General features: G+C 41.0%; 21 protein-coding genes and 2 pseudogenes. 12 read left to right on the top strand and 11 right to left on the bottom strand.

The genetic code is table 11. The annotated features are described in order from the left end of the window. Window positions 1–18: 18 nt before the first annotated feature. The 3 genes from L0B17_RS14850 to L0B17_RS14840 all read right to left on the bottom strand — a co-directional run bounded on the left by L0B17_RS14850 (window position 19) and on the right by L0B17_RS14840 (window position 2,109). Window positions 19–843 carry a zinc-dependent peptidase gene (locus L0B17_RS14850; RefSeq protein ID WP_235085855.1) on the bottom strand — a complete coding sequence of 275 codons (825 nt, stop codon included), beginning with the start codon at window positions 841–843 and terminating at the stop codon, window positions 19–21. Between the two features lie 134 nt (window positions 844–977). Beyond that, a complete protein-coding gene (locus L0B17_RS14845; protein WP_235085854.1) occupies window positions 978–1,343 on the bottom strand; it encodes a CopG family transcriptional regulator in 366 nt (121 codons plus the stop codon). A 19-nt stretch (window positions 1,344–1,362) separates the two neighbouring features. Continuing rightward, complete coding sequence (locus L0B17_RS14840) at window positions 1,363–2,109, bottom strand: AAA family ATPase (protein ID WP_235085852.1); 747 nt, start codon at window positions 2,107–2,109, stop codon at window positions 1,363–1,365. Between the two features lie 348 nt (window positions 2,110–2,457). Here L0B17_RS14840 and L0B17_RS14835 point away from each other — a divergent pair. Further along, window positions 2,458–2,687: pseudogene (locus L0B17_RS14835) on the top strand (DUF3820 family protein). Here L0B17_RS14835 and L0B17_RS14830 read toward each other — a convergent pair. The 4 genes from L0B17_RS14830 to L0B17_RS14815 all read right to left on the bottom strand — a co-directional run bounded on the left by L0B17_RS14830 (window position 2,670) and on the right by L0B17_RS14815 (window position 6,627). Next, window positions 2,670–3,155, bottom strand: coding sequence for a GNAT family N-acetyltransferase (locus L0B17_RS14830; RefSeq protein WP_235085851.1), 486 nt, complete (start codon window positions 3,153–3,155; stop codon window positions 2,670–2,672). The pseudogene L0B17_RS14835 and the gene L0B17_RS14830 overlap by 18 nt on opposite strands. 118 nt (window positions 3,156–3,273) lie before the next feature. Beyond that, window positions 3,274–3,576, bottom strand: coding sequence for an NrfJ (locus L0B17_RS14825; RefSeq protein WP_235085849.1), 303 nt, complete (start codon window positions 3,574–3,576; stop codon window positions 3,274–3,276). A 78-nt stretch (window positions 3,577–3,654) separates the two neighbouring features. After that, window positions 3,655–5,388: a bifunctional metallophosphatase/5'-nucleotidase gene (locus tag L0B17_RS14820; protein ID WP_235085848.1), complete on the bottom strand. Its 1,734-nt coding sequence runs from the start codon at window positions 5,386–5,388 to the stop codon at window positions 3,655–3,657. 189 nt (window positions 5,389–5,577) lie between these two features. Further along, window positions 5,578–6,627: a CNNM domain-containing protein gene (locus tag L0B17_RS14815; RefSeq protein WP_235089852.1), complete on the bottom strand. Its 1,050-nt coding sequence runs from the start codon at window positions 6,625–6,627 to the stop codon at window positions 5,578–5,580. Between the two features lie 153 nt (window positions 6,628–6,780). On the opposite strand from L0B17_RS14815, the pseudogene L0B17_RS14810 reads away from it, so the two are divergent. From L0B17_RS14810 to L0B17_RS14770, 9 genes and pseudogenes are all read left to right on the top strand, one after another. After that, window positions 6,781–7,899: pseudogene (locus L0B17_RS14810) on the top strand (bifunctional tRNA (adenosine(37)-C2)-methyltransferase TrmG/ribosomal RNA large subunit methyltransferase RlmN). 32 nt (window positions 7,900–7,931) lie between these two features. After that, complete coding sequence (pilW, locus tag L0B17_RS14805) at window positions 7,932–8,720, top strand: type IV pilus biogenesis/stability protein PilW (protein WP_235085846.1); 789 nt, start codon at window positions 7,932–7,934, stop codon at window positions 8,718–8,720. Further along, on the top strand, window positions 8,717–9,784 hold the full coding sequence (locus L0B17_RS14800; RefSeq protein WP_235085844.1) for a RodZ domain-containing protein: 1,068 nt from the start codon (window positions 8,717–8,719) through the stop codon (window positions 9,782–9,784). Before pilW ends, L0B17_RS14800 begins: the two co-directional genes overlap by 4 nt. A gap of 126 nt (window positions 9,785–9,910) precedes the next feature. Beyond that, window positions 9,911–11,026 carry a flavodoxin-dependent (E)-4-hydroxy-3-methylbut-2-enyl-diphosphate synthase gene (gene ispG / locus L0B17_RS14795; protein WP_235085843.1) on the top strand — a complete coding sequence of 372 codons (1,116 nt, stop codon included), beginning with the start codon at window positions 9,911–9,913 and terminating at the stop codon, window positions 11,024–11,026. Between the two features lie 108 nt (window positions 11,027–11,134). Further along, window positions 11,135–12,409: a histidine--tRNA ligase gene (gene hisS / locus L0B17_RS14790; RefSeq protein WP_235085841.1), complete on the top strand. Its 1,275-nt coding sequence runs from the start codon at window positions 11,135–11,137 to the stop codon at window positions 12,407–12,409. Between the two features lie 15 nt (window positions 12,410–12,424). Continuing rightward, window positions 12,425–13,045 carry a tetratricopeptide repeat protein gene (locus L0B17_RS14785; protein WP_235085839.1) on the top strand — a complete coding sequence of 207 codons (621 nt, stop codon included), beginning with the start codon at window positions 12,425–12,427 and terminating at the stop codon, window positions 13,043–13,045. 11 nt (window positions 13,046–13,056) lie between these two features. After that, window positions 13,057–14,289, top strand: a complete 1,233-nt coding sequence (bamB, locus tag L0B17_RS14780; protein ID WP_235085837.1) for an outer membrane protein assembly factor BamB — start codon at window positions 13,057–13,059, stop codon at window positions 14,287–14,289. Between the two features lie 104 nt (window positions 14,290–14,393). Further along, window positions 14,394–15,857, top strand: coding sequence for a ribosome biogenesis GTPase Der (der, locus tag L0B17_RS14775; protein WP_235085835.1), 1,464 nt, complete (start codon window positions 14,394–14,396; stop codon window positions 15,855–15,857). Window positions 15,858–15,923: 66 nt separating this feature from the next. After that, window positions 15,924–16,127 (top strand): DUF3565 domain-containing protein, encoded by a 204-nt coding sequence (locus L0B17_RS14770; RefSeq protein ID WP_235085834.1) that lies wholly within the window; start codon window positions 15,924–15,926, stop codon window positions 16,125–16,127. Window positions 16,128–16,291: 164 nt separating this feature from the next. Here the strand turns inward: L0B17_RS14770 and L0B17_RS14765 are convergent, their stop codons facing one another. The 4 genes from L0B17_RS14765 to L0B17_RS14750 all read right to left on the bottom strand — a co-directional run bounded on the left by L0B17_RS14765 (window position 16,292) and on the right by L0B17_RS14750 (window position 20,266). Continuing rightward, window positions 16,292–17,821: a DUF3300 domain-containing protein gene (locus L0B17_RS14765; protein ID WP_235085832.1), complete on the bottom strand. Its 1,530-nt coding sequence runs from the start codon at window positions 17,819–17,821 to the stop codon at window positions 16,292–16,294. Window positions 17,822–17,895: 74 nt separating this feature from the next. Continuing rightward, window positions 17,896–19,242 (bottom strand): ATP-binding protein, encoded by a 1,347-nt coding sequence (locus L0B17_RS14760; RefSeq protein WP_235085831.1) that lies wholly within the window; start codon window positions 19,240–19,242, stop codon window positions 17,896–17,898. 2 nt (window positions 19,243–19,244) lie between these two features. Then, entirely contained in the window at window positions 19,245–19,922 is a 678-nt protein-coding gene (locus L0B17_RS14755) for a response regulator transcription factor (RefSeq protein WP_235085829.1), read from the bottom strand. 2 nt (window positions 19,923–19,924) lie between these two features. Further along, window positions 19,925–20,266 (bottom strand): PepSY domain-containing protein, encoded by a 342-nt coding sequence (locus L0B17_RS14750; protein WP_235085827.1) that lies wholly within the window; start codon window positions 20,264–20,266, stop codon window positions 19,925–19,927. A gap of 258 nt (window positions 20,267–20,524) precedes the next feature. Here L0B17_RS14750 and L0B17_RS14745 point away from each other — a divergent pair, with 258 nt between their 5' ends. Further along, entirely contained in the window at window positions 20,525–21,508 is a 984-nt protein-coding gene (locus L0B17_RS14745; RefSeq protein ID WP_235085825.1) for a choice-of-anchor H family protein, read from the top strand. Between the two features lie 130 nt (window positions 21,509–21,638). Continuing rightward, window positions 21,639–22,316, top strand: a complete 678-nt coding sequence (locus tag L0B17_RS14740) for an OmpA family protein (RefSeq protein ID WP_235085824.1) — start codon at window positions 21,639–21,641, stop codon at window positions 22,314–22,316. Window positions 22,317–22,348: the final 32 nt, after the last annotated feature.

Raw genomic sequence — 22,348 nt, 5'->3', positions numbered from 1 at the left:
TGTGAGTACATTATATTTTTAGTGCCAATGTATTGGGTCTAATTGATAAAACTGACTTAACTCATTATACAATTTAGGATGCTGTTGAAAGAACTGTTTTGGTTTTTCAAAAAAGGTTTCGCTTATTACCGCAAAAAACTCTGCGGGATTGGTCGCACCATAGTAATTGAATAATGACGGTATTTTCTGTGACGCGCAATACTGTAACTGATTAAATTCTTTACCTAGCGTGGATGACCAATGAGCATAATCGTTAATTTGTCGTAATGCAGGGGCGCCATTAGCTGGACCATTTTCTTGATCGAGTTGATGAGCAAATTCATGAATCACCACATTTTCACCATCATATGGGTCAGCTGCGCCATTGAGGGTGTTTTGCCATGACAGAATGACTTTGCCGTTTCCCCATGACTCACCTAGTAGCACACTTCTGTGTTGTGAGGTTACACCGGCAAAATCGACTTTTTGCTGTTCTACGATAAAAGCGTGTGGGTAAATTAAAATCTGTTTGAGGTTAGGGTAGTAGTCCGTTTTACGATTCAGTAATAGTAAACAAGCTTGTGCAGCAACGGTGACTTTTATCTCATCGGTAATGACCAGTCCGTCACAGCCAATAAATTGTTTTTCATCTATAAAAATTTGAATATGTTTTTTAAGCTGTAACTGTAAATCAGTTGGCATACTTTTAAAATACGGAAATCGATGCCGCAATATAATCCGCCAAGGTTTAGGGAAGGCTTGCTGACAAACTTGTTGGCGATGACGCTCTCGTCTAAATGAGGCACTGGTTATCCAACCTATTGCTGTAATAGCAATAATGGAGACAATTATAATGGCAATCATGATCAGGCTCTAATTTAGATGATAATTAAGAGATGGGGTAAAGTGAGTCAATTTTCAAGCAGATAAAAAAAAACTGGCAAACAATTAATGTTGCCAGTAAAAAGGGAGGGGATAAATAAATACCGTTGTAATGTCTATGTAGGAATAGAGTTAAGCTGAGTTTCTAATGCAAGTTTTTGATAAATATGTTGCTTATCTTCATCGGATAATAAATTGTGTTCGGCAATTAAGTGCCGGATTAATTTTGATTTGGCTATCTGACTCGCCTGACTACACTGCGCCAATTGGCTAATCGCCTGTTCACTTAAGGTGAATGTGGCTCGCCTAAAAGGCTGCTTACTGGCTAAATTGACTGGCTCAGTGGGGATGCTAAGCGCGGTAATAGCGCGTTTGTTATCACGGCACTGCAGAAAGTCGACCACATTATTAGATTGAGTAAACTCATGTGTTTGCCCTAATGCATATAGGTTGGCGGTGTCGATAAATTCTTCAATCGACATTTGCCTGTTAAAACTCGATTTACATGACGAGGCGTTTTTCTTGAGATCGGCCAGTGCCATAATTCCCCCTCAGTGAAGTGACATTGTTAGGCGATAAGCGCTGTTCCATTATTTGTGCAGCATTTTCTGCTTGCAGTAATTCACATGCTATTGCGCGCATTTCTTCAGCAGCTTTACCATTTGGTTCTATTTCAATGACCGATAAGCCCGACTCTTCGCTGTCATCATAAATGTTCCGGCAGTAATTGATGGCCTCTAACACGTCAATGTCATAGGTGCGACAGACATCTTTAGCTTCTAAAATTCGCCCAGCTTGATTAGGTAAATTAGGGCATTGAGTGATCACAAATGCGGCGCGCATTTTAGGGTTTATCATCATACATGTTGATACAATATCATCCATGTGGCTGACGGTTTTAAGATCACGTCGTTTTGGTCTAAGTGGCATTAGTACATGTGATGCCACTGACATTGTCGCTCTAAGGGCAAGGTTATCTTGGCCGCCGCAATCAACTAAAACATAGTCATAATGTTGCTCTAAACTTAATAAGTCGTTACGTATTTTTCCGTAAAGTTGTACACAGTTAATCGCCGGTAGTTGCGGATTATTATTACGTGCTTGGATCCAATCTGATGTTGTTCGCTGTGGGTCACAATCGACCATAATGACACTGGCTTTGGTTTCTTTAGTAAGAAATACTGCAATATTTTGCGCTAGACAGCTTTTACCACTGCCGCCTTTTTCTCCACCAATTAGAATAATCATTTACCTGCCCCTCATAATTGAGTGATATGGCTTTACTTTAGTCTTGTGTGGTATGGGGCGTCAATTAGCTGATTTTTGACACTTTTTCTAAACTGTCTAGATGTTGTTTTGTTGACGCTATCCTGTTGTTCAACAAAAAAATGACTCTACTAAGTCATTAGCGTCAATGTTGCTAAAAGGTTAATAGAATGAGTCGCTTGAAGAATATGTTATAAAGAACGATTTTATTTAACTAAGGTGCTTGAGTAGAATTATTGTTTTAATATAATCAAATGTAGCTATTTTTTTATTTTTTTATGTCAAAATAATATAATTGATTGTCTAATTACTGAGGTAAAAAGCAGATTTATGAATGAACAGCAGTTACTGGAAGCGATCAACCAAACTATGCCTTTTGGTAAGTATGCCGGCGAAAGTTATTAGAGTTACCTGAGCCTTATTTAGTCTGGTTTCACGCTAAAGGGTTTCCTGAAGGCAAGTTAGGTCAACAGTTAGCGTTAATGTATGAAGTGAAATTGAATGGACTTGAAAGTATGCTGCAACCCCTGTTAAATAAAAACTCACAACGCTTTGATTAAGGTAAACGTCGCTAAAGTTTGTCCTTTCTTTACTCGTAAATTTGATTCAATTAACACAAAGCCATTTTTCTCAAATAGGGGTTTAGATAAATACGATGCATCAACGCGGAGTTGAGCATAGTGTTGCGCTGCTGCCCATTGCTGAACATGTTGAATTAACTGGGAGGCTAAACCTTGGTGTTGGCAGCTTGGATGCACATAAAGACAATCGATATACCCTTTGCTTGGGAATGCTGTTTCTAGGCCAATAAATCCTAGTACGTTTTTTAATGCACCTTCAATTACCCAAGCTTTGCTGTGTTTATATTGCTGCAGCCAATATTTGGCTGAACGAGGCGCAGTCGACCAAGCATCTTTTTTGGCTTGATTATATCTTGGGTGGCTAATGGCTTGCACTGACTGATGATAAATATGACTAATGTCAGCTGCATGGCGAGGCAGAAAACTAACGACTTGAAGTTGGGTCATGGTATTTTTTCGAAAGGGTTATAAAACATCGGCTAACTCAGCTAAAGTTAACTTAGTCAAGATTAACCGACTATTAAAGTAGCGCTATTTATGTCATTAACCAGACATAAACTGATGGTTACTTTTTAGTAATATGACCGACAAACATAATTTCATCGAAGGTGCGGTCTAAGCTAGCGCTTTTGAAGTCGCTCATCCACATTTGTTCAGACATTTCAACATTATCGCCTTTAACTATTACAACTTGTGGACCCGCTGCCCAATAAGTTTTGTCGGCTTCTTTAACTTGAACATAGGTATAGCCACCACCATTCATAGTGTCAATAACTTCACCCTGATGAATAACACCTTGAGCCCAGGCAGATGACACACCTAATACCAGCATTGTAGCGGCAAGTGCCTTAATCAATTTTGTTTTCATTAATGTTCCTTAATTGTTTTTAGTATTGGCGTCATTAAAACACGCGAGTCAATTGCCGTCTGTGATCAAAGCCAAAAATTATCTATGGCTAATGTAATTAATATTGACAATTTGTTGTTGACCTATTTTGTAACCATACTGACAAACAAAGTCAATAAATGCTTCAGGTAGATTTTTACTTTCGACCGGTTGTTGCCACAAAGCTTTTAAGATTGCGTCATAGCCTTCACGTCCTGTTGCGGTATATGAGCTAGATACCCCGATATAAAGCTCGTTCGGCTGTAAAAGTTGCCATTGTTCGTTTCGGTACACTTCAATCAGGGTAATTCTGGCACCTAGAGGTTGCTTACCATCATAGCTATAGCGGATCCCATATGGGTACGGAAAGCTGCCTGCGCCTGTGCCCATTACACCGTTATTTGTTGCCGCGTTAATGGTAGATTCCAATACCTCAATAATATATTCACCTTTAATTTGATAAGTCACTAAGGGCAGTTCAAATGGCAATATACGGCCAAATACATCGGCAACCGAAAGCTGACCTTTACTGAGCGATTGCCTTACACCACCGGCATTATGCAGTGCGAAATCTAATTTTGGCTCAACTAATTGGGTGGCTTTAAACATGCTTCTACTGACCCAAGGGGCAATTTCGCTACCGTGAGGGAAATGTTTACTGGGCAGGCGAGTATGAATAAAGTCTTTGGGAATATGTGCCAATATTTGACTTTCTAATGCCACTAAAGCTGGACGATACTGTGACTGAATAACCTCATCAATGGCATCATCTTGCGTTGCATCAAGCATATTAGGGTGTTGGCGCAGAGAATTGATTAGTACGTGTTGTAATGCCTCAGGTACCACTTCATCAGATGCTTGACTCACTTCCACTGTGTTACCGAGCATAAAATAGTTATCACCGCTAAATTGACATACTCGGCCATCTCTATCCAAAGATAGCTCAAGCAGGCCTATGGTTTCGGCATACTTTCCGGCGTGAAAGATTGGGGTATTATTAACGGTTTCGCCATAGGGCAGGTTAGATAGGCCAACCGCGCTAAAGTCACCTTGTAAGGTATGTGAATGACCGCCAATAATTAAACTAATGCCATCAACTTTACTGGCAAGCTCGCGGTCTTGATCTAACCCTAAGTGACTTAATACTAGGATATGTTTTATGCCTTGTTGATGTAATGCATCAACGGTACGTTTAGTGGTGTCAATGGCGTTAACAAACAAGGTGTCAGGATCAGGTCGTGCAATCAATGGCATTTGATCTAACGTAATCCCGATAATAGCTATCTGCATATCATAGAAAGGCTTAATTAAGGTTTTAGCAATGCCTTGCTCTATGTCGTAATCTAATAACTGTGGATGACCACGCAATACGCCTTCTTTTTGGGTTTCTTCTTGGCTTAAGTCCATATTACCCGCCATTAACGGGAATTCGATGCGATTTAAAAAAGCTTTTACTGGACTGTTACCCGCATCAATTTCATGGTTACCAAGTACCATAGCGTCGGGTTTTAGTAAATTGAGTAAGTGGGCATTGGCTGAGCCTTGAAACTCACGAAAATACAGTGTGCCTTGAAAGCTGTCGCCACCGTGAAGAAATAAGAAAGGCTGTTGTTTGGCTTTTGCCTGCTTGCGAGCTTGTGCAATGTGATATCCCAGACGAGCATAACCACCAGTATCGACTTTTAAGCTATAAGCTTGTTGTTGATGTTGCAGATTAAACTTGACCTGACTTGGCTCAAAATTAGAGTGGGTATCATTAATATGAGCAATAGATAAGCGATAAGAGTTTGGCATTTTTTTCCTCAGCTGATTGCCAACATGCTAGCATTTTTAGATCAGCAGGTACTAATTTACCTCGCTCAACGTTAGTGTTCTCAGTAATATAATAACTACTATGAAAAGTTCAGCGAGGGTAAGCTTAGTTTTGTGATTCTGTTCGGTTTCTAGGTTACTTGCCTGTTTTTGGATGATGAATTTATGGGCTTAAGCATCGTTTGACAGCACTATGCCTTTACTCTCTATCCGACGTAACCATAGCTTTCTGGCTAATGCTTGCATGTCTGGCGCTAAATCTTTGGAGTCGACAATTTCTAAACCAATTAACGTTTCGATAATATCTTCAATAGTGACAATGCCTTCACTTGAACCATACTCATCAACCACTAATGCCATTTTGGCATTACGTTTTATCATCATTTGAAACAATGGCAGCACTTTTACTGATGCTGGAATAACTAATAAGCTTTTTAGCAGATCACCTATTGGCGTATCAGGTGTTTGGCGTGCAGAGAGCAAAATATCATTACGATTAACATAACCAATGACGTTATCACGATCCCCTTCATATAAAGGAATGCGGGTGAAAGGACTGGTTAGGTGCATGTCAATAAATGTTGAGTGGCTAATGTGAGTTGGCAGTTTAAAAATGACTGTTCTAGGTGTCATTATGTTGGCTACGCTCATGTCTTTTACGGATAACATTTGCATTAAAATTTGTGATTCTTGTTCACCTAATTCACCGCTGTCTTTACCCATTTTTGTCATAGCACTGAGTTCTTGACGAATGTATTGGCCTTGATCACCTTTACCTAAAAGACTGGTTACTTTCTGTGACATCCAAATCAGGGGAAGGGTTAATTTTTCCATCCAAAATAAACAGACAGACACAGTAGGGGCAAGTTTACGCCAATGATTAGCCCCTAACGTTTTAGGAATAATTTCTGATAAAAATAAAATTAAAAATGTTAATACCGCAGAGAATAGCCCAAGCATTTCACTGCCAAAAACCACAGAGGCTTGAGCACCTGCAGCGGCTGCGCCGGCAGTATGTGCGATGGTATTTAAGGTTAAAATTGACACGAGAGGAGATTCCACGTTGTTTTTTTGCTTAGCAAGCAAAGCGGCAATTTTGGGGTTAGATTCTTTTAAGTTGGCAATGTAACTCGGGGTTACAGATAAAAGAACCGCTTCAAAAACACTACAAAAAAACGAAATCGCAATAGCGATAAATACAATAAAAAACAGAGTTAACATAGGTGTGGTGAAAACTTCCCAATAGCAGGCAATATTGCCAAGGGCTATTATCATATATTCATATTGTTAAATCCAGATATACTGGCTAAAACGTGACGCGGCCTGTATAATTCGCCGCCCTGTTACAGGTTTTAGGTGTTTGAGGTTAGGCTAATGAGTGAAAAGAAAATCAATTTATTAAATCTTGATCGTAAAGGACTGCGAGCATTGTTCAGCGAAATGGGTGAAAAACCGTTCCGTGCCGATCAATTAATGAAGTGGATTTATCACTTTGGTGTTAGTGACTTCGAAGAAATGAACAATATAAACAAAGCATTGCGAGCTAAGCTTGCTGCTAGATGTGAAATTGTAGCACCTGAAATTGCCAGTTTTCAAAAATCCAGTGATGGTACAATTAAGTTTGCTATTGACGTAGGTCAGGGGCAAGAAGTTGAAACTGTGTATATCCCTGAAGAAGGGCGCGCGACTTTGTGTGTGTCCTCTCAAGTAGGTTGTGCGCTTGAATGTACTTTCTGCTCTACCGGCAGCAAGGCTTTAACCGTAACTTAACTGTGTCTGAAATTGTTGGCCAAGTGTGGCGAGTTTCGCAATTTTTAGGTTTTCATAAAGATACCGGTGATCGTCCTATTTCAAATGTAGTGATGATGGGCATGGGTGAGCCGTTACTGAACTTGGCTAATGTTATTCCTGCAATGGACATTATGTTAGATGACTTTGGTTTTAGCCTGTCTAAACGCCGAGTGACTTTATCAACATCGGGTGTTGTGCCTGCACTTGATAAACTCGGTGACTTAATCGACGTAGCGTTAGCGGTCAGTATTCATGCTCCAAATGATGAGCTACGGGATGTTCTTGTTCCAGTGAATAAAAAATATCCATTACAAGAGTTCTTAGCCGGCATTCGTCGTTATTTAGCTAAGTCTAATGCTAACCGTGGGCGAGTCACTGTTGAATATGTCATGCTCGATCATATTAACGACAGTACCGATCAAGCGCACGAATTAGCCAAATTAATGAAAGATACCCCTTGTAAGATAAATTTAATTCCATTTAATCCTTACCCGGTCACCTTATGGCCGTTCTTCTAATTCACGTATTGATCGTTTCTCTAAAGTCCTTGTGGAATACGGTTTGACCGTGATTGTACGTAAAACCCGAGGTGATGATATTGATGCTGCATGTGGTCAACTTGCCGGTGATATCCGTGATCGCACCAAGCGTTTAGCAAAAAAACAAATGCAACAAAACCAGATTTCAGTCACAATGGATTAACTCTTTGTTTTGCACAATAAATAGGCCATAAAATGAAACAAGGAATACAGTACATTGCAATAGTGGGTTTGTTAGGTGCATCTTTAAGTGGCTGTGTCACTGAACGAACCTATACTGGAACAGATATACCTGTTGCAGAGCGAGATATTGATAAAGTTTCAGCCGCACGTGAGCGTATGCAGTTAGGGCTCACTTACTTACGCCGTGGCAATAGTGAGCAAGCTAAATATAATTTAGATAAAGCGATAGAATATGCGCCACAGATAAGTGAAGTTCATGTTGCTATGGCTTATTATTATCAAACTGTAGGAGATTTGGTGCGCACTGAAGCCGCCTATGGTGATGCAATTAGAGCCACAGATGCATCCGGTGATGCTAAAAATAATTTTGGGGTGTTCTTATGTCAGCAGAAGAAATATGCCCGCGCCGAAAAAATGTTGTTAGAAGCAATAGAAACACCTAAATATACGCGAGTCGCATCAAGTTACGAAAATTTAGGTGTGTGTAGCCGTAATAATGGCGACCCAGAAAAAGCGCGACAGTATTTTAAGATGGCGTTAAAATATGATCCGCGTCGAGGCAACACATTAATAGGATTGACAGAGTTGGCCATGGATGATGCCGACTATGCTGACGCTCGCAATATTTTATCTAGATATCATCAAGTTGCGAATGAAACTGCAGAAAGTTTAGCGTTAGGGATAAAAATAGAACAGGAAATTGGCGACATTGACGCCATGAAAAAATTTGGTATTACCTTGATCGCCAAATTTCCAACATCTTCTCAAGCAAAAGAATATAGAGCAAACTTGCTTAAATGATAAAAGAACAATTAGACGAAACTACTGAAGTAGCAGCAGTATTAAATGACATTGCCACCGTCGGGGCAATACTTAAAGCAGCGCGTGAGAAAAAAGGGATTACAGTTGAGGCGGTCGCATTGCAACTGCATTTACGTCCTAGAATTCTTAATGATATTGAAGCTGATAATTTTGCTAATATTTCATCTAATACCTACGCCCGTGGTTATATCAAGAACTACGCGCGTTTTGTTGACGCCGATATTGTTGCAATAAAGCAATGTCTTGATCAGCAAATACCGGAATATGTCCCGCCAACTATGCAAAGCTTTTCGCGTAAAACAACACGCCAGGCTAGAGATAACCGAGTAAATTTCGTCACCTATGCTATTGTGATTATTTTACTGGCGATGCTAGTTTTATGGTGGGTGCAAAAATCTGATGTATTAACTGAGTCAAATTTTGCTTTGCCTACAGTTGAAGAGATGCAAGCTGAAAGTGCCAATACACACTCTGGCGTATTAGTACCGACTCAAAGAGATACCAGTACCGGAACTGTAGAGGTAATGAGCCCTGCTAATGAACAATTTGAACAAATAGGCTCTGCAGGAACCGAGTTCATTCAAAATGCGACTGATAATAATCAAGCTGTCGATGTGGCAAACCCAGTGAATAACTCTGTTAGTAATAGCAACCTTTCTAATAGCAATAGTTCACCTCATCGCGATAACCTAAGTGCAGTTCAACAAACTGATGTAGTGGCCTCTACGCCTGTTGCTTCTACTACAACATTAACAACAGCATCAACAACAGTAGACAATAATACAGTATCTGATAGCAGTGCTTCAGTTGTCACTATGGATGTCAATGCCGATTGCTGGGTAAACCTTGTTGATGTCACAGGTAAAGTGTTAGTTGATGGCGTTAAAAAGGCCGGTCATAGTGTTAAAGTTAGTGGTAAAGCACCTTTCAAGTTGATTTTAGGCGCGCCGCAGTCGGTGACTTTAGCCGTTGATGGCAGCAATATTGATTTATCTGAGTATGCTAACGGTCGCGTGGCGCGATTAACGTTAACTAAGCCTTAGTTATTTTTGGGTGCCCGTATTATGCTAAATCAATTTATTAATACATTCTGATGAATCAATTTTACGCAGATTGAATAGCCGAGTTGATAAAACCAAATTGATAAAAAATTAGTAGAGCAATATTGCATGTATAACGAATCTCCAATTATCCGCAGACCTTCAACACGCATTTATGTTGGAAATGTTCCGATTGGTGACGGCGCACCTATAGCGGTGCAGTCGATGACCAATACTAAAACCGATGATGTCGCCGCGACTGTTGCGCAAATTCTTGCACTTGAAAAAGTGGGTGCAGACATTGTACGCGTTTCCGTACCGACGATGGATTCAGCTGAAGCATTTAAACTCATTAAACAGCAAGTCAATGTGCCCCTAGTTGCCGATATTCATTTTGATTATCGAATAGCATTAAAAGTGGCTGAATACGGCGCAGATTGTTTACGTATAAACCCAGGGAATATTGGTAATGAAGCCCGTATTCGCAGTGTGGTAGAATGCGCGCGCGATAGAAATATTCCGATCCGTATAGGTGTTAACGGTGGTTCATTAGAAAAAGATTTAATGGATAAGTACCGTGAGCCTACACCTGAAGCGTTAGTTGAATCAGCTATGCGTCATGTGGATATTTTAGACCGTCTTAATTTTGATCAATTTAAAGTCAGTGTAAAAGCCTCTGATGTATTTCTAGCGGTAGAGTCATACCGTTTACTGGCGAAGCAAATTAGACAACCATTGCACTTAGGTATTACCGAGGCGGGCGGTTTGCGCTCTGGTTCGGTTAAATCTGCCGTAGGTTTAGGTATGTTACTCGCCGAGGGTATTGGCGATACGATACGTATTTCATTGGCCGCAGATCCTATTGAAGAAATTAAAGTTGGCTTTGATATTTTAAAATCGCTGCGTATTCGTAGTCGTGGTATTAATTTTATTGCCTGCCCATCTTGTTCTCGTCAAGAGTTTGATGTGATAGCAACGGTAAATGAATTAGAGCGCCGCCTAGAAGATGTTACCACTGCAATGGACGTATCCATTATTGGCTGTGTCGTTAATGGACCTGGTGAAGCGCTGGTTTCTCATATTGGCTTAACAGGCGGCAGTAATAAAAGTGGTTACTATGATGATGGCGAACGCCAAAAAGAGCGTTTTGACAATAACAATATTGTTGACGGCTTAGAAGCTAAAATTCGGGCCAAAGCCCGTTTAATGGCTAACCGAATTGCTATTAGCGATAAAACCGAATAATTTGTGCCTGTACTCAACCTTAGGCTAGCTTAAGGTTACCAGTATGGGTGATTTTTTATCAGCTAACTGAGATACAGTTGGCTTAGCAACAGAATGGACGAGTTATCTGTGGCAAAACAAATCCAAGCAATTCGTGGTATGAATGATCTTCTACCCACCCAAAGTCCAGTTTGGCAAAAAGTAGAGTCGATTATTCGCTCTTCAGTCAGTGCTTTTGGTTATAGCGAAATTCGTACTCCCATTGTAGAAAGTACCGATCTTTTCAAACGCTCAATCGGTGAAGTAACTGATATTGTTGAAAAAGAAATGTACACCTTTGAAGACCGTAATGGAGACAGTTTAACATTACGACCAGAAGGAACTGCATCAACAGTCCGTGCCGGTAATGAACACGGTTTACTCTACAACCAAGAACAACGTTTATGGTATATGGGGCCTATGTTCCGTCATGAGCGTCCACAAAAAGGACGTTATCGTCAATTTCACCAGTTTGGTGTTGAAATTTACGGTATTGGCAGTGCCGACATTGATGCTGAAGTATTGATGCTTTCTGCACGCTTATGGCAGCAACTGGGTATTGAAGATCACGTCTCGTTAGAATTAAATACCTTAGGTGATCCTGCCGAACGCGCCGCATATCGTGATGCATTAATTGCGTTTTTAGAGCAACATAAAGATGTGCTTGATGAAGACAGCAAGCGTCGTATGTACACTAATCCGCTACGAGTGCTTGATTCTAAAGACCAGCAAGTGCAGGCGTTATTATCTGATGCGCCAGACTTGATGGATTACTTAGGTGAAGACTCAAAAACACATTTTTCAACATTATGTGAACTCTTAGACGCTGTGGGTATCCAATACACCATTAATCCGCGTTTAGTACGTGGGTTAGACTATTACAACCGCACCGTATTTGAATGGGTTACCAGCAGTTTAGGTTCACAGGGTACGGTATTAGCGGGGGGCAGATACGACGGTTTAGTTGGCCAGTTAGGCGGCAAAGACACTCCTGCAGTAGGTTTTGCGATGGGATTAGAGCGCATTGTATTGCTGCTTGAAACCTTAGAGCTGAATGACGATATTGCTGCTGAAGTTGATATTTATGTCACGGCAATGGGTGATAAGTGCCTAGTTGAAGCGATTAAAGTCGCGCAAGAGTTGCGTCAAGGGTTACCAAGCCTTAAAGTCATGAGTCATTGTGGCGGTGGTAACTTTAAAAAGCAGATGAAACGTGCTGATAAAAGCGGTGCACAGTTTGCTTTAATTATTGGTGAAAATGAAATTACTAATAATCAAGTGGCTATCAAGCCATTAAGAAACAATAACGAACAACAATTAGTTACCCGCAGTGAGCTGGTCGCTAAAATTGCAGAACTGATTTAGAAAGGGGAAGTGCGCGTGGAAATTTATAGCACAGAAGAACAACAAGTAGATGCTATCAAGCAGTTCGGTAAAGATTATGGTTTATCTATTATAGTCGGCGCTGTAGTTGGTTTGGGCGGCTTATATGGCTGGAACACTTATTCTGAAATGAAACTGGCTGCATCAGAAGATGCATCAGAATCTTTCGATAAATTAGTTGTTAATGCGACTAACCCAACATCATTTCTAGAAGGTGCAGAAAACTTCGTTAAAGCTCATGATCAAAAAGGTTATCAAGCTTTGCTGGAGTTAATGACAGCAAAAGTGGCCGTTGAGTCAGGTGATTTTGTTAAAGCAGAAGAAGCATATAAACGCATTATTATTGCTCAGCCAGGATCAGGTATTGATATGGTGGCCACTATTCGTTTAGCACGCTTGCAAGCGGAGCAAGACAATGTTGGTACGGCCTTAAAAACATTGGACGCAGTCACAGATGATGCCTTTAAGTCACAACGTGAAGAATTAAAAGGTGACTTTTTGGTTCGCCAAGGTGATTTAGACAGTGCAAAACAAGCCTACCAAACAGCGATTGATAATGGCGGTGCATTAACTAATCCAACATTGACAATGAAGTTAGATAACCTAAACAAAGTATAAGGATTTACCCAATGAAGTTATGGTGTAAAAATTTCCTTGCCGCTGGGTTAGGTATGGCCCTTATTACTGGGTGTTCTTCAAGTGATGTTGAAGAAGAACCCGTCAGTGAGCTAGTCGAAATTCAAGCAAGTGTATTCCCTGAAGTGAGTTGGAGTACCAGTATTGGTGATGGCATAGGAGACTATTATTCACAATTGCGCCCTGCTGTACGCTATGGCAAAATTTTTGTTGCTGATCGCGACGGCGATGTTAGTGCTTATGATCAAAAAACGTTAGAGCGAGTGTGGAAAAAAGATTTTTCTAACGAGTTTGAAGAAAAACTTAGCATTAAAACCAAAGGCATTCGCTTAGCTGCAGGTATTACTGCAGCACGTAACAAAGTTTTTGTGGGTGGTGAGACTGGTATGTTAGTGGCACTAGATGAAGCAACGGGTGATGTTGTTTGGTCTGCGCAAGCTAACGGTGAATTATTGTCTGCCCCAACAGTTGCTGAAGATATTGTGACAGTCAATAGCAGTAAAGGTGCATTTGAAGCATTTAATGTTGATAATGGCGAAAAAATCTGGAGCCATGACATGCAGCTTCCGAACCTAACCTTGCGTGGCACGGGTTCAGCAGCATATGAAGCGGGTGGTTTTTTTGTTGGTACTGCCGACGGTAAAATAGCCGTTGTTGTAAAAAACAGCGGTCAAATTGCTTGGGAGCAAGCGACTTTTACGCCAACTGGCGGTAATGAGTTTACCCGTATGGCTGATGTAGATATGACGCCATTAATTTTGGGTGATAATCTATTCGCCATTAGCTATAACGGTAACTTAGTGTCAATGGAGTTACGCACAGGTCGAGTAGTTTGGTCACGTAAGTATTCAAGTTTCAATGAGCTTGCTGAAGCTGGCTTAAGTTTGTACTTAGTGGATGACCGTAGCCGAATTTACTCAGTTGATCGTCGTAATGGCCTAGAACTGTGGAGTAATTCGACCCTTAAAAACCGTGAGCTTACTTCGCCAGCGGTTATTGGTCAGTACTTAATTGTAGGCGATTTTGAAGGTTATCTTCATATATTAAGCCGTGAAGACGGTACTGTTGTTGGTCGAGTTGAAGTCGATAGTGGTGGCTTATATGGTCAACCTTTGGTTGTAGATGATAAAATTTATCTGCAAACTCGCAATGGTACACTCGCTATCGTGACCTTAAATGGTGACGGCAGTGTCGCAACAAACGAAGAGGTTGCCGCTGGCGAATAATTTCGCAGCAGCAATTTCTAGACAATAGAGTATAATATATTCTATTAGAGCCCCTGGAAGCTTTCCAGGGGCTTTTTATTGAGAAGTATTTTAGAGGCAAAATCATGATCCCTGTAGTGGCCCTTGTTGGGCGACCCAATGTCGGAAAATCGACGTTATTTAATCGTCTAACACGTACCCGTGATGCATTAGTCGCCGACTTTCCTGGCTTAACTCGTGACCGTAAATACGGCCGAGCATTTTTAGCTGGCTATGAATTCATTGTGGTTGATACCGGCGGTATCGATGGCTCAGAAGAGGGGATCGAAACTAAAATGGCAGAGCAGTCATTAGCTGCTATTGAAGAAGCTGATGTTGTATTGTTTATGACTGATGCTCGAGCTGGCTTAACGGCTGCGGATTTAGCCATTGCTCAACATCTACGTAGCCGCGATAAAGTCACTTTTGTTGTGGCTAATAAAGTCGATGGTATCGACGGTGACTCTGAGTGTGCTGAGTTTTGGTCGCTTGGCTTAGGTCAAGTATATCAAATGGCGGCTGCTCAAGGCCGTGGTGTAACCAACATGATTGATTATGCCTTAACGCCTTATGCTGAAGCGATGGGCATTGTTCGTATTGAAGAAGATACAGGCGATGTCGTTGAGCGCGAATATACCGAAGAAGAAGCCGAAGCTGAACAAGCCCGTTTACAAAGCTTACCGATAAAATTAGCGATTATTGGTAAACCCAATGTCGGTAAATCGACCCTAATTAACCGTATTTTAGGTGAAGAAAGAGTTGTTGTTTATGATGAGCCTGGCACCACCCGTGACAGTATCTATATTCCGATGGAACGTGAAGGTCGTGAGTATGTGCTTATCGATACTGCAGGTGTTCGTCGTCGTAGTAAAGTGCATGAGGTCATTGAGAAATTCTCAGTTATTAAGACCCTTAAAGCGGTTGAAGATTGTAACGTTGTATTGTTAGTCATTGATGCCCATGAAGGTATTGCCGAGCAAGACTTAGGTTTATTAGGGTTTACATTGAATGCTGGCCGCGCATTAGTGATCGCAGTTAATAAGTGGGATGGCATTGATCAAAACATTAAAGACCGCGTAAAAAGTGAATTAGACCGCCGTTTAGGTTTTATCGATTTTGCTCGTATTCACTTTATTTCAGCACTTCATGGTACTGGCGTTGGCCATTTATATGAGTCAATTGAAGAAGCTTACGACAGTGCAACACGTCGTGTGAGCACTTCGATGCTAACTCGTGTTATGCAAATGTCTCAAGATGATCATCAGCCACCATTGGTCAATGGTCGCCGCGTTAAGCTTAAGTATGCTCATGCTGGTGGTTACAATCCGCCAATCGTAGTCATACACGGTAATCAGGTGTCTAAGTTACCTGATTCTTATAAACGTTATATGATGAATTATTTCCGCCGTTCATTGAAAGTGGTTGGTACACCAATTCAATTACGTTTCCATGAAGGTGCAAACCCGTTTGAAGGTCGAGGCGAGAAGCTCACCTTAAGCCAAGAGCGTCGCCGTAAACGTGCGACTAGCCATATTCGTGATCGCAAATAAGATTATGATTTAATAAGAAGCCTGAGTTGTTCAGGCTTTTTTGTATATGAATTCTGAGGTGCTTGTATGGATAAAGCTATTGTCGGGTTTCATCAGGACGAAGAACAACATTGGGTAGCAAGGTTAACTTGTGGTCATTTTCAGCATGTACGTCATGACCCCCCTTGGCAACAAAGGCCTTGGGTTATGACTGTGCAAGGACGGCAACAAAAACTAGGATTTACACTGATCTGTCAGAAATGCATTCGTGGTGAAGAAAAAGATAGGTAACACTTTTATCTATCGTAAAAATACTCGCACCGAACAAAACCGCAAAGCCTACAACCCCTATCGTTTATCAATAGCAAAGCCGATAAATCATTTAGGCGATTAAAAAAATGTAAGCCCCAAATCGAGTTTGGGACTTACATTTATGCGTTGTAGGCAATATTTTATTAGCGCTCTATTACACGCGATTTTGTTCCGTTTGAATTATGGTTAGCTTGTCTCGTTGGGGCAGCTCTTGGCGATGACTGTCTGCTTGTATTAGTGGCTCTAGTATCAGCCTGTCTAGTATTGCCGGTTTGCCTATTGCTATCTTGTCTTGGCGCTGGCTGTTTTACCTGATAGCTAGGTTTATTTAAGCTGCCGTTGCCAGCACTTTGGTTATTTAAGCCGATATTGCTTGAACGAGTACTACTCGAGCCAAGCTCTCTTGAGCTAATGTCGCGGGCGCTTTGACGCGATGGCTCTTTAGCCATATTCAAGTCTCTCGCCGCTTTAGCTGGTTGTTGGTTCACCGTATGAGCTTGCGTGCGTTGAACCTGTGCCGAATTAATTGTCTTTCTATCATTACTTTTATATTCGGCAGGTTGTTTTTGGTTGTGTAATTCTCGACTAACCCGATCATGTTGGCGATCTTTAGCCGCTAGCTGTAATGATTGGCTCACTCTATGTTGTGGTGAGTTATCTATTTTATAAGTCCCTTGGCTGTTATGTATACGTGGTGCAGCATCTAGTTTTCTACTTGGGACTATGTGCGTGTCATTACGCACGCTTCTTGCTTGTTGATGTTGTTGATAACGCTGAGGTGAATCATAACGCTTACTCACCGAACTACTGCGATAAGCTACACCATGGCGGTGAGTCGGTTGGTGCTTCCAACGCTTTGCCCCATTACTGTAGGCAATTTTATGGGATGGTTTATAGTAATGGCTATGCTGATGGTTAATCACCACTACTCGACGTTGAGACCAATGCACTGAGCCAAAGAAGTAGTTGAAATTAACATAGACACTTGGCCCCCAATAAATGGGTCTGTGATAAGCATAAACTGGGCGGGTATACCAGTATACTGGCGGATAAGCGTGCCAATACCAATTACCATAAACCACTCTAGTGTCGTAGTAAGGCACATAAATGACCTCAGGCTGCGCAGGCTCAATAATGATCTGTTTTTTAACTTTGGTCACTCGCATATTGTCCATGTCATCAAAGCTATTCGCGTCATCCGCTTGGCGGCGCAAAGTTTGTATCATGGCCAGTACCGCTTCTTCATCATGCAAAAAAGCGTCACCTAGGTTTTGAGACCAATCAAGATCGTCATTCAGCTTTTCTAATACGCTAGGGAAAGCGGTTAAGGCAATGACACTAGGGTCCCAGGGTTGATTTTCTGCCAGCTGCATTCTGGTACTTACATCAATGTTTTTCTGCTTTTTGACCCAGCGATTGGCCTGTACTAGTTCTAATGGATAGGTGGTAGCAATCAGAATGTGAGTGAGCAGGCTATCGGGATATAAGGCAATAGGGGCAAGAATTTGTGCTAGTTCAGCTTCTGAAATAGTTTCTTCAGCCATGGCTAGTTGTCGTTGCCCTGATGTGGGTTGAGCCGCATGGACACTTAATAATGGCATAGTCATAATGACCACGGACATCATTATAAATATGCGTTTTAATAATGGCGCGATTAAGTTGATCTGTTTCATATCATCTCCAACACTCTGGCTAAGTTAGGTTGATAATACAAAACTGAAAATGAACATAAGCTGAAAGCAAAAAGTTATAGGGTAAATGTAAGACTAAATTTTGCGCCGCCTAAATGGTGTGATTTACTGACATTAAGCTTACCTTGGTAGCTATTGACCAAGTCGCTCACAATAGCCAGCCCAATGCCATGACCTTGCTGATAAGTGTCAGCACGCGCTCCGCGTTCAAATATTGAGGTCTGCTGTATTTCAGTCAGCCCTGGGCCATCATCTTCAACAATGATATGTAGCGCATCTAAGGTTGTTTCAATATGCAGTAATACTTGATATTTTGCCGCTTTACAGGCGTTATCAAGCAAGTTGCCGATCATTTCACTTAAGTCAGTGCTGTCACCTTTAAAAATAGCGGCTTGGTTATTATGTTGTATCAGTTGGTAATCAATATCTTTATGGCTGTCATAATAAATTTTACTTAAGGTACGGACTAACTTTGTTGCAATGTCATCTACATTGACCCCTAAGTGCCAAGCATTTGCGGCCACGCTTTGCGCTTTTTTCAGTTGGTAACCAATAATATGGTTGATATGGTCAAGCTGCTCATGGCTATCTTGATTGAGCTCGGGTTGAGATTTAATCACAGCTAATGGGGTTTTTAAGCTGTGGGCTAAATCTGATAAAGCATTACGGTAGCGGTTACGTTGTTGCTGTTCAGTATGCAGTAAGGCGTTGAGCTGTTTGGCTAGGATGTTTAATTCATTGGGATATTGCTGATTAAGCTCAGTCAGTTTACCTTGTTCGACTTGAGTGATCTCATCGCTAAACAGGCGTAAAGGTTTTAGTGTCCATGCCAACCAAACGGTTTGAATCGCCACTAAAACGAGCATTAATACCCCAATCCAACTCCAAAGCGTACGGTTAAATTCATCGGCTTGTAGTTGATAATCTGATTCGTCTTTAATGATGTGGATTGTCATTGGAATGAGTTGCTTATTATGGGCAAAGCTAACGGTAAAGCTAAACACCACATGTTTAGTTTTATCTATTTTAATTCGATAAAACTGGCTTTGGCCTACAGTAGGTTGTTGTAATATTGGTGTTTTTATGCCGAAAAAAGATCCTGAAGACCATACTATTCTGTGTTGTTGGTCACTCACTAAGGCGTATAAACCTGAACCAATAACATTGAATTGGTTTTCAACTAAATGGGGAGGCATGTTGATGTCCCCCTCATCGACTTCTGTTACTGCTAATACACTGTACATATAAGCATTAAGTTGGTTTTCTATTGCTAGGGCAATTTGTCTTTCGAAGGCTTTATTGACCGTAAAGCCAATCGCAGGTAGTAAGACTACAATCAGTAATAAGCCGCTGAATACAAAGCGGGCTTTGAGTGAATATCGCCAATGCCGAGTTGCTGTCATAGTTACTCCTCAAAGGAGCGCAAGCGATAACCTTGACCACGTAAGGTTTCAATTAATTGATATTGGTTATCAGGATCAAGTTTTTTTCGAAGTCTGCGAATAAACACTTCAATAACATTAGAATCTAAATCAAAGTCTTGATCGTAAATATGTTCAATTAAGGTTGATTTTGAAATGACTTCACCTTGATGCAGCATTAAATACTCAAACAGTTTAAATTCAGAACTGCTTAGGGTGATTGGTTGCTGTTGCAAGCTTAAGGCTAAGGTTCGGGTATTTAATTGCAAGGGACCATTATTAATTACCGGGCTGGCTTGCCCGGCTGAACGGCGAATAAGTGCATTTAACCGAGCTGATAACTCTTCTACTTGAAAAGGCTTAGTTAAATAGTCATCAGCACCAGCATCTAAGCCTTTTACCTTGTCTTGCCAACCGTCTCGAGCGGTTAAAATTAAAATAGGGTAGCTAATCCCTTGCTGACGTAATTGTTCAATTAAACTAATGCCGTCAATTTTAGGTAAACCGACATCGATAATAGCTGCGTCAAATAGAGTCTCTTGCGCTTGAAATAAGCCGTCTTCGCCATCAGATGCAACATCAACACTGTAATTAGCCTGTTGTAAGTGCTGGACTAAATTAGCTTGTAAGCTTAAGTCATCTTCAACTAATAATATGCGCATGGTTAATTCCTCGACACGGCACCGGTAACGGCATTTACGCTGGCATAAAATACCACGCCATCATTGCTGAGTAATTTAACGCTATAGCCTGGGTGGCCATTCACTTGGCTTGGCTGTACCCGCAATACTTTGCCACCAAACTGGCTTTGGGCACGACTTGAGGCCTGTTGAGGGCTTCTTATTACTAAGTTTTGTTGTTTATTATTTTGCGGTCCAGGTTGTTGCAACATGACAAGGTTAAGCACAATCGGCGATATTTGAGCGTAACTTGGCCAACTAAAGCATAGCAAGCTACACCACAGGGAGACCAATATCATTACGCTTTTTAAGGGAGCCAGATTCATGTGTTATTCCATTTAGCCAAATTAATAGGCGGTTTAATTGTTTACCGTCATTACAATCATGGTGAGTCATTTTCTGCAAAATCAATCATCAGTGTAAAAGATCCGCTTCAGTTTAGAAACAGTTAACCAGTGATAAGATTGATTATCCAATAATGAAAATGAATGCAGACTGAATGTAAACTTTTTCTATTCGTTCAGCTTCGATTCATTTTGAATAGTCTTTAATGCACTCAAGCGGGAAGTTATTAAGGAATTATTATGAAATCGAATTACCTAAGATTAGCGACGCAAGCAAAGAATATTTTTATGAGCAGCATGATTATGGGCAGTGTATGTACATCGGCTATCGCCGAAAACTATGTACTCACTCCCGCAGCCGTGAGTGAAGGGCGAGTGATTAACAATCAAGACCCGAGCATTGCAAATGAAGATAGAAAAAATCAAATTGAAAAGCTGAAGCAAGGCGTCAAGCCACTCAATAAAAACCAAAGTGCGGATAAAATATTACTCATTGATCGTGATGCGCGTATTGCAGCATATCAACAAGGAACCATAGCACTACCTGAGTTAAAGCTGTCTGAATTGACACCGCAAAAACTAACGCAGCCAAAGCCTGCACAACAAGAATTTGCACCACAAACAGCGGCAAGTCGAAATAGCATTAAGCAAAGTCAGATGACTCAAACGCAGGTGCAACAAGTACAGAAAACCTATCTAGGTTATCGCGATTTTACTGTTTATCAAGCACATAGTCGTTTGTTTGATGATATTGACCAAGACGGGTTCTACCAAACATTTAGCGTAACCTTTGATGCTGATGTATATGGTTATACCGTCAACGAACCGGCAAATGTGTATGCAGAAATGTATTTAAGCCGCAATGGTGGACCGTGGGAACATTATTATACCACCGATGTTTTCACCATTTATGGTGAATCAGATGATGATGATTTTGAAGTGTTAACTACGCTTCGCCAAGGATATAAAACTGATTATTACGATGTGCTAATTGATTTATATGAATACGGTTATAACGATGTTGTTGCAACCTTAAGTGCCGATGAATCAGATGGTTTATATGCGTTGCCTTTAGAAAGCAGCGATCGTGATATTATTTACCAAGATGTCATCGTTGAGGAAGTGGTCATCGTGGAGGGCGGAAGTCTGTCATGGACTGTGCTATTACTACTGTTTGCTGGCTTATTCAGCAGAAAAACAATATCTCTAAAAAATGATCAGTAATAAATATAGTAAAGAATTGAGTAATCGATACAATATCCCTTATATCAAATATTGCCAAATAGCGAGCTTATAGGTGATGTTAAAAAAGTGGTGTTAATCGCTGCTAAATGTAAAACAAAGAGAGCAAATAATGAGTCATAAAGTAATCAACAATGCTGTTAAAGTGATATTCGCATCAGGGGCGCTTTTATTATCGGGTTGTCAACTACCTAATCCCTACACAGGTGAAGCTGAAAACAGCAAAGCAACTAACGGTGCCATTATTGGCGCATTAGGTGGCGCAGTCATTGGCGTGGCATCATCAAGTAAAAAAGATCGCGCTAAGGGTGCGGCTATTGGAGCGGCATCGGGCGCCGCATTAGGTGGCGGTATTGGTTATTATATGGATGTGCAAGAAGCGGAATTGCGCAAACAGTTAAAATCTACTGGCGTAAGTGTTACCCGTAATGGGGATAGTATTGTGCTTAATATGCCAAATGATGTCACCTTTGCGGTTGATCAAACCGTATTAAGCCAACGTGCTAAGTCAGTATTAAACAGTGTGGTATTAGTTGCCAAAGAATATGATGACACCCGCTTAAATGTGATTGGCTATACCGACAGTTCAGGTTCTGACTCATACAACTTACGTTTATCGCAAGTACGAGCCAGTGAAGTTGCTCAGTATATTACTAGCCAAAAAGTCAGTGGCTCACGTGTATCTTCTACCGGTATGGGTGAATCAAGCCCAATCGCAAGCAACGACTCTGAACAAGGTCGTGCGCAAAATCGTCGTGTTGAAATTGTGCTTACGCCTATGGGTAAGTAATAGAGCCTTAGCTTATCGTTAGCCAAGCTTTA

Source organism: Shewanella sp. OMA3-2, assembly GCF_021513195.1.
Taxonomy (GTDB): Bacteria; Pseudomonadota; Gammaproteobacteria; order Enterobacterales; family Shewanellaceae; genus Shewanella.
This window is presented reverse-complemented; position numbering and strand designations above follow the sequence as displayed.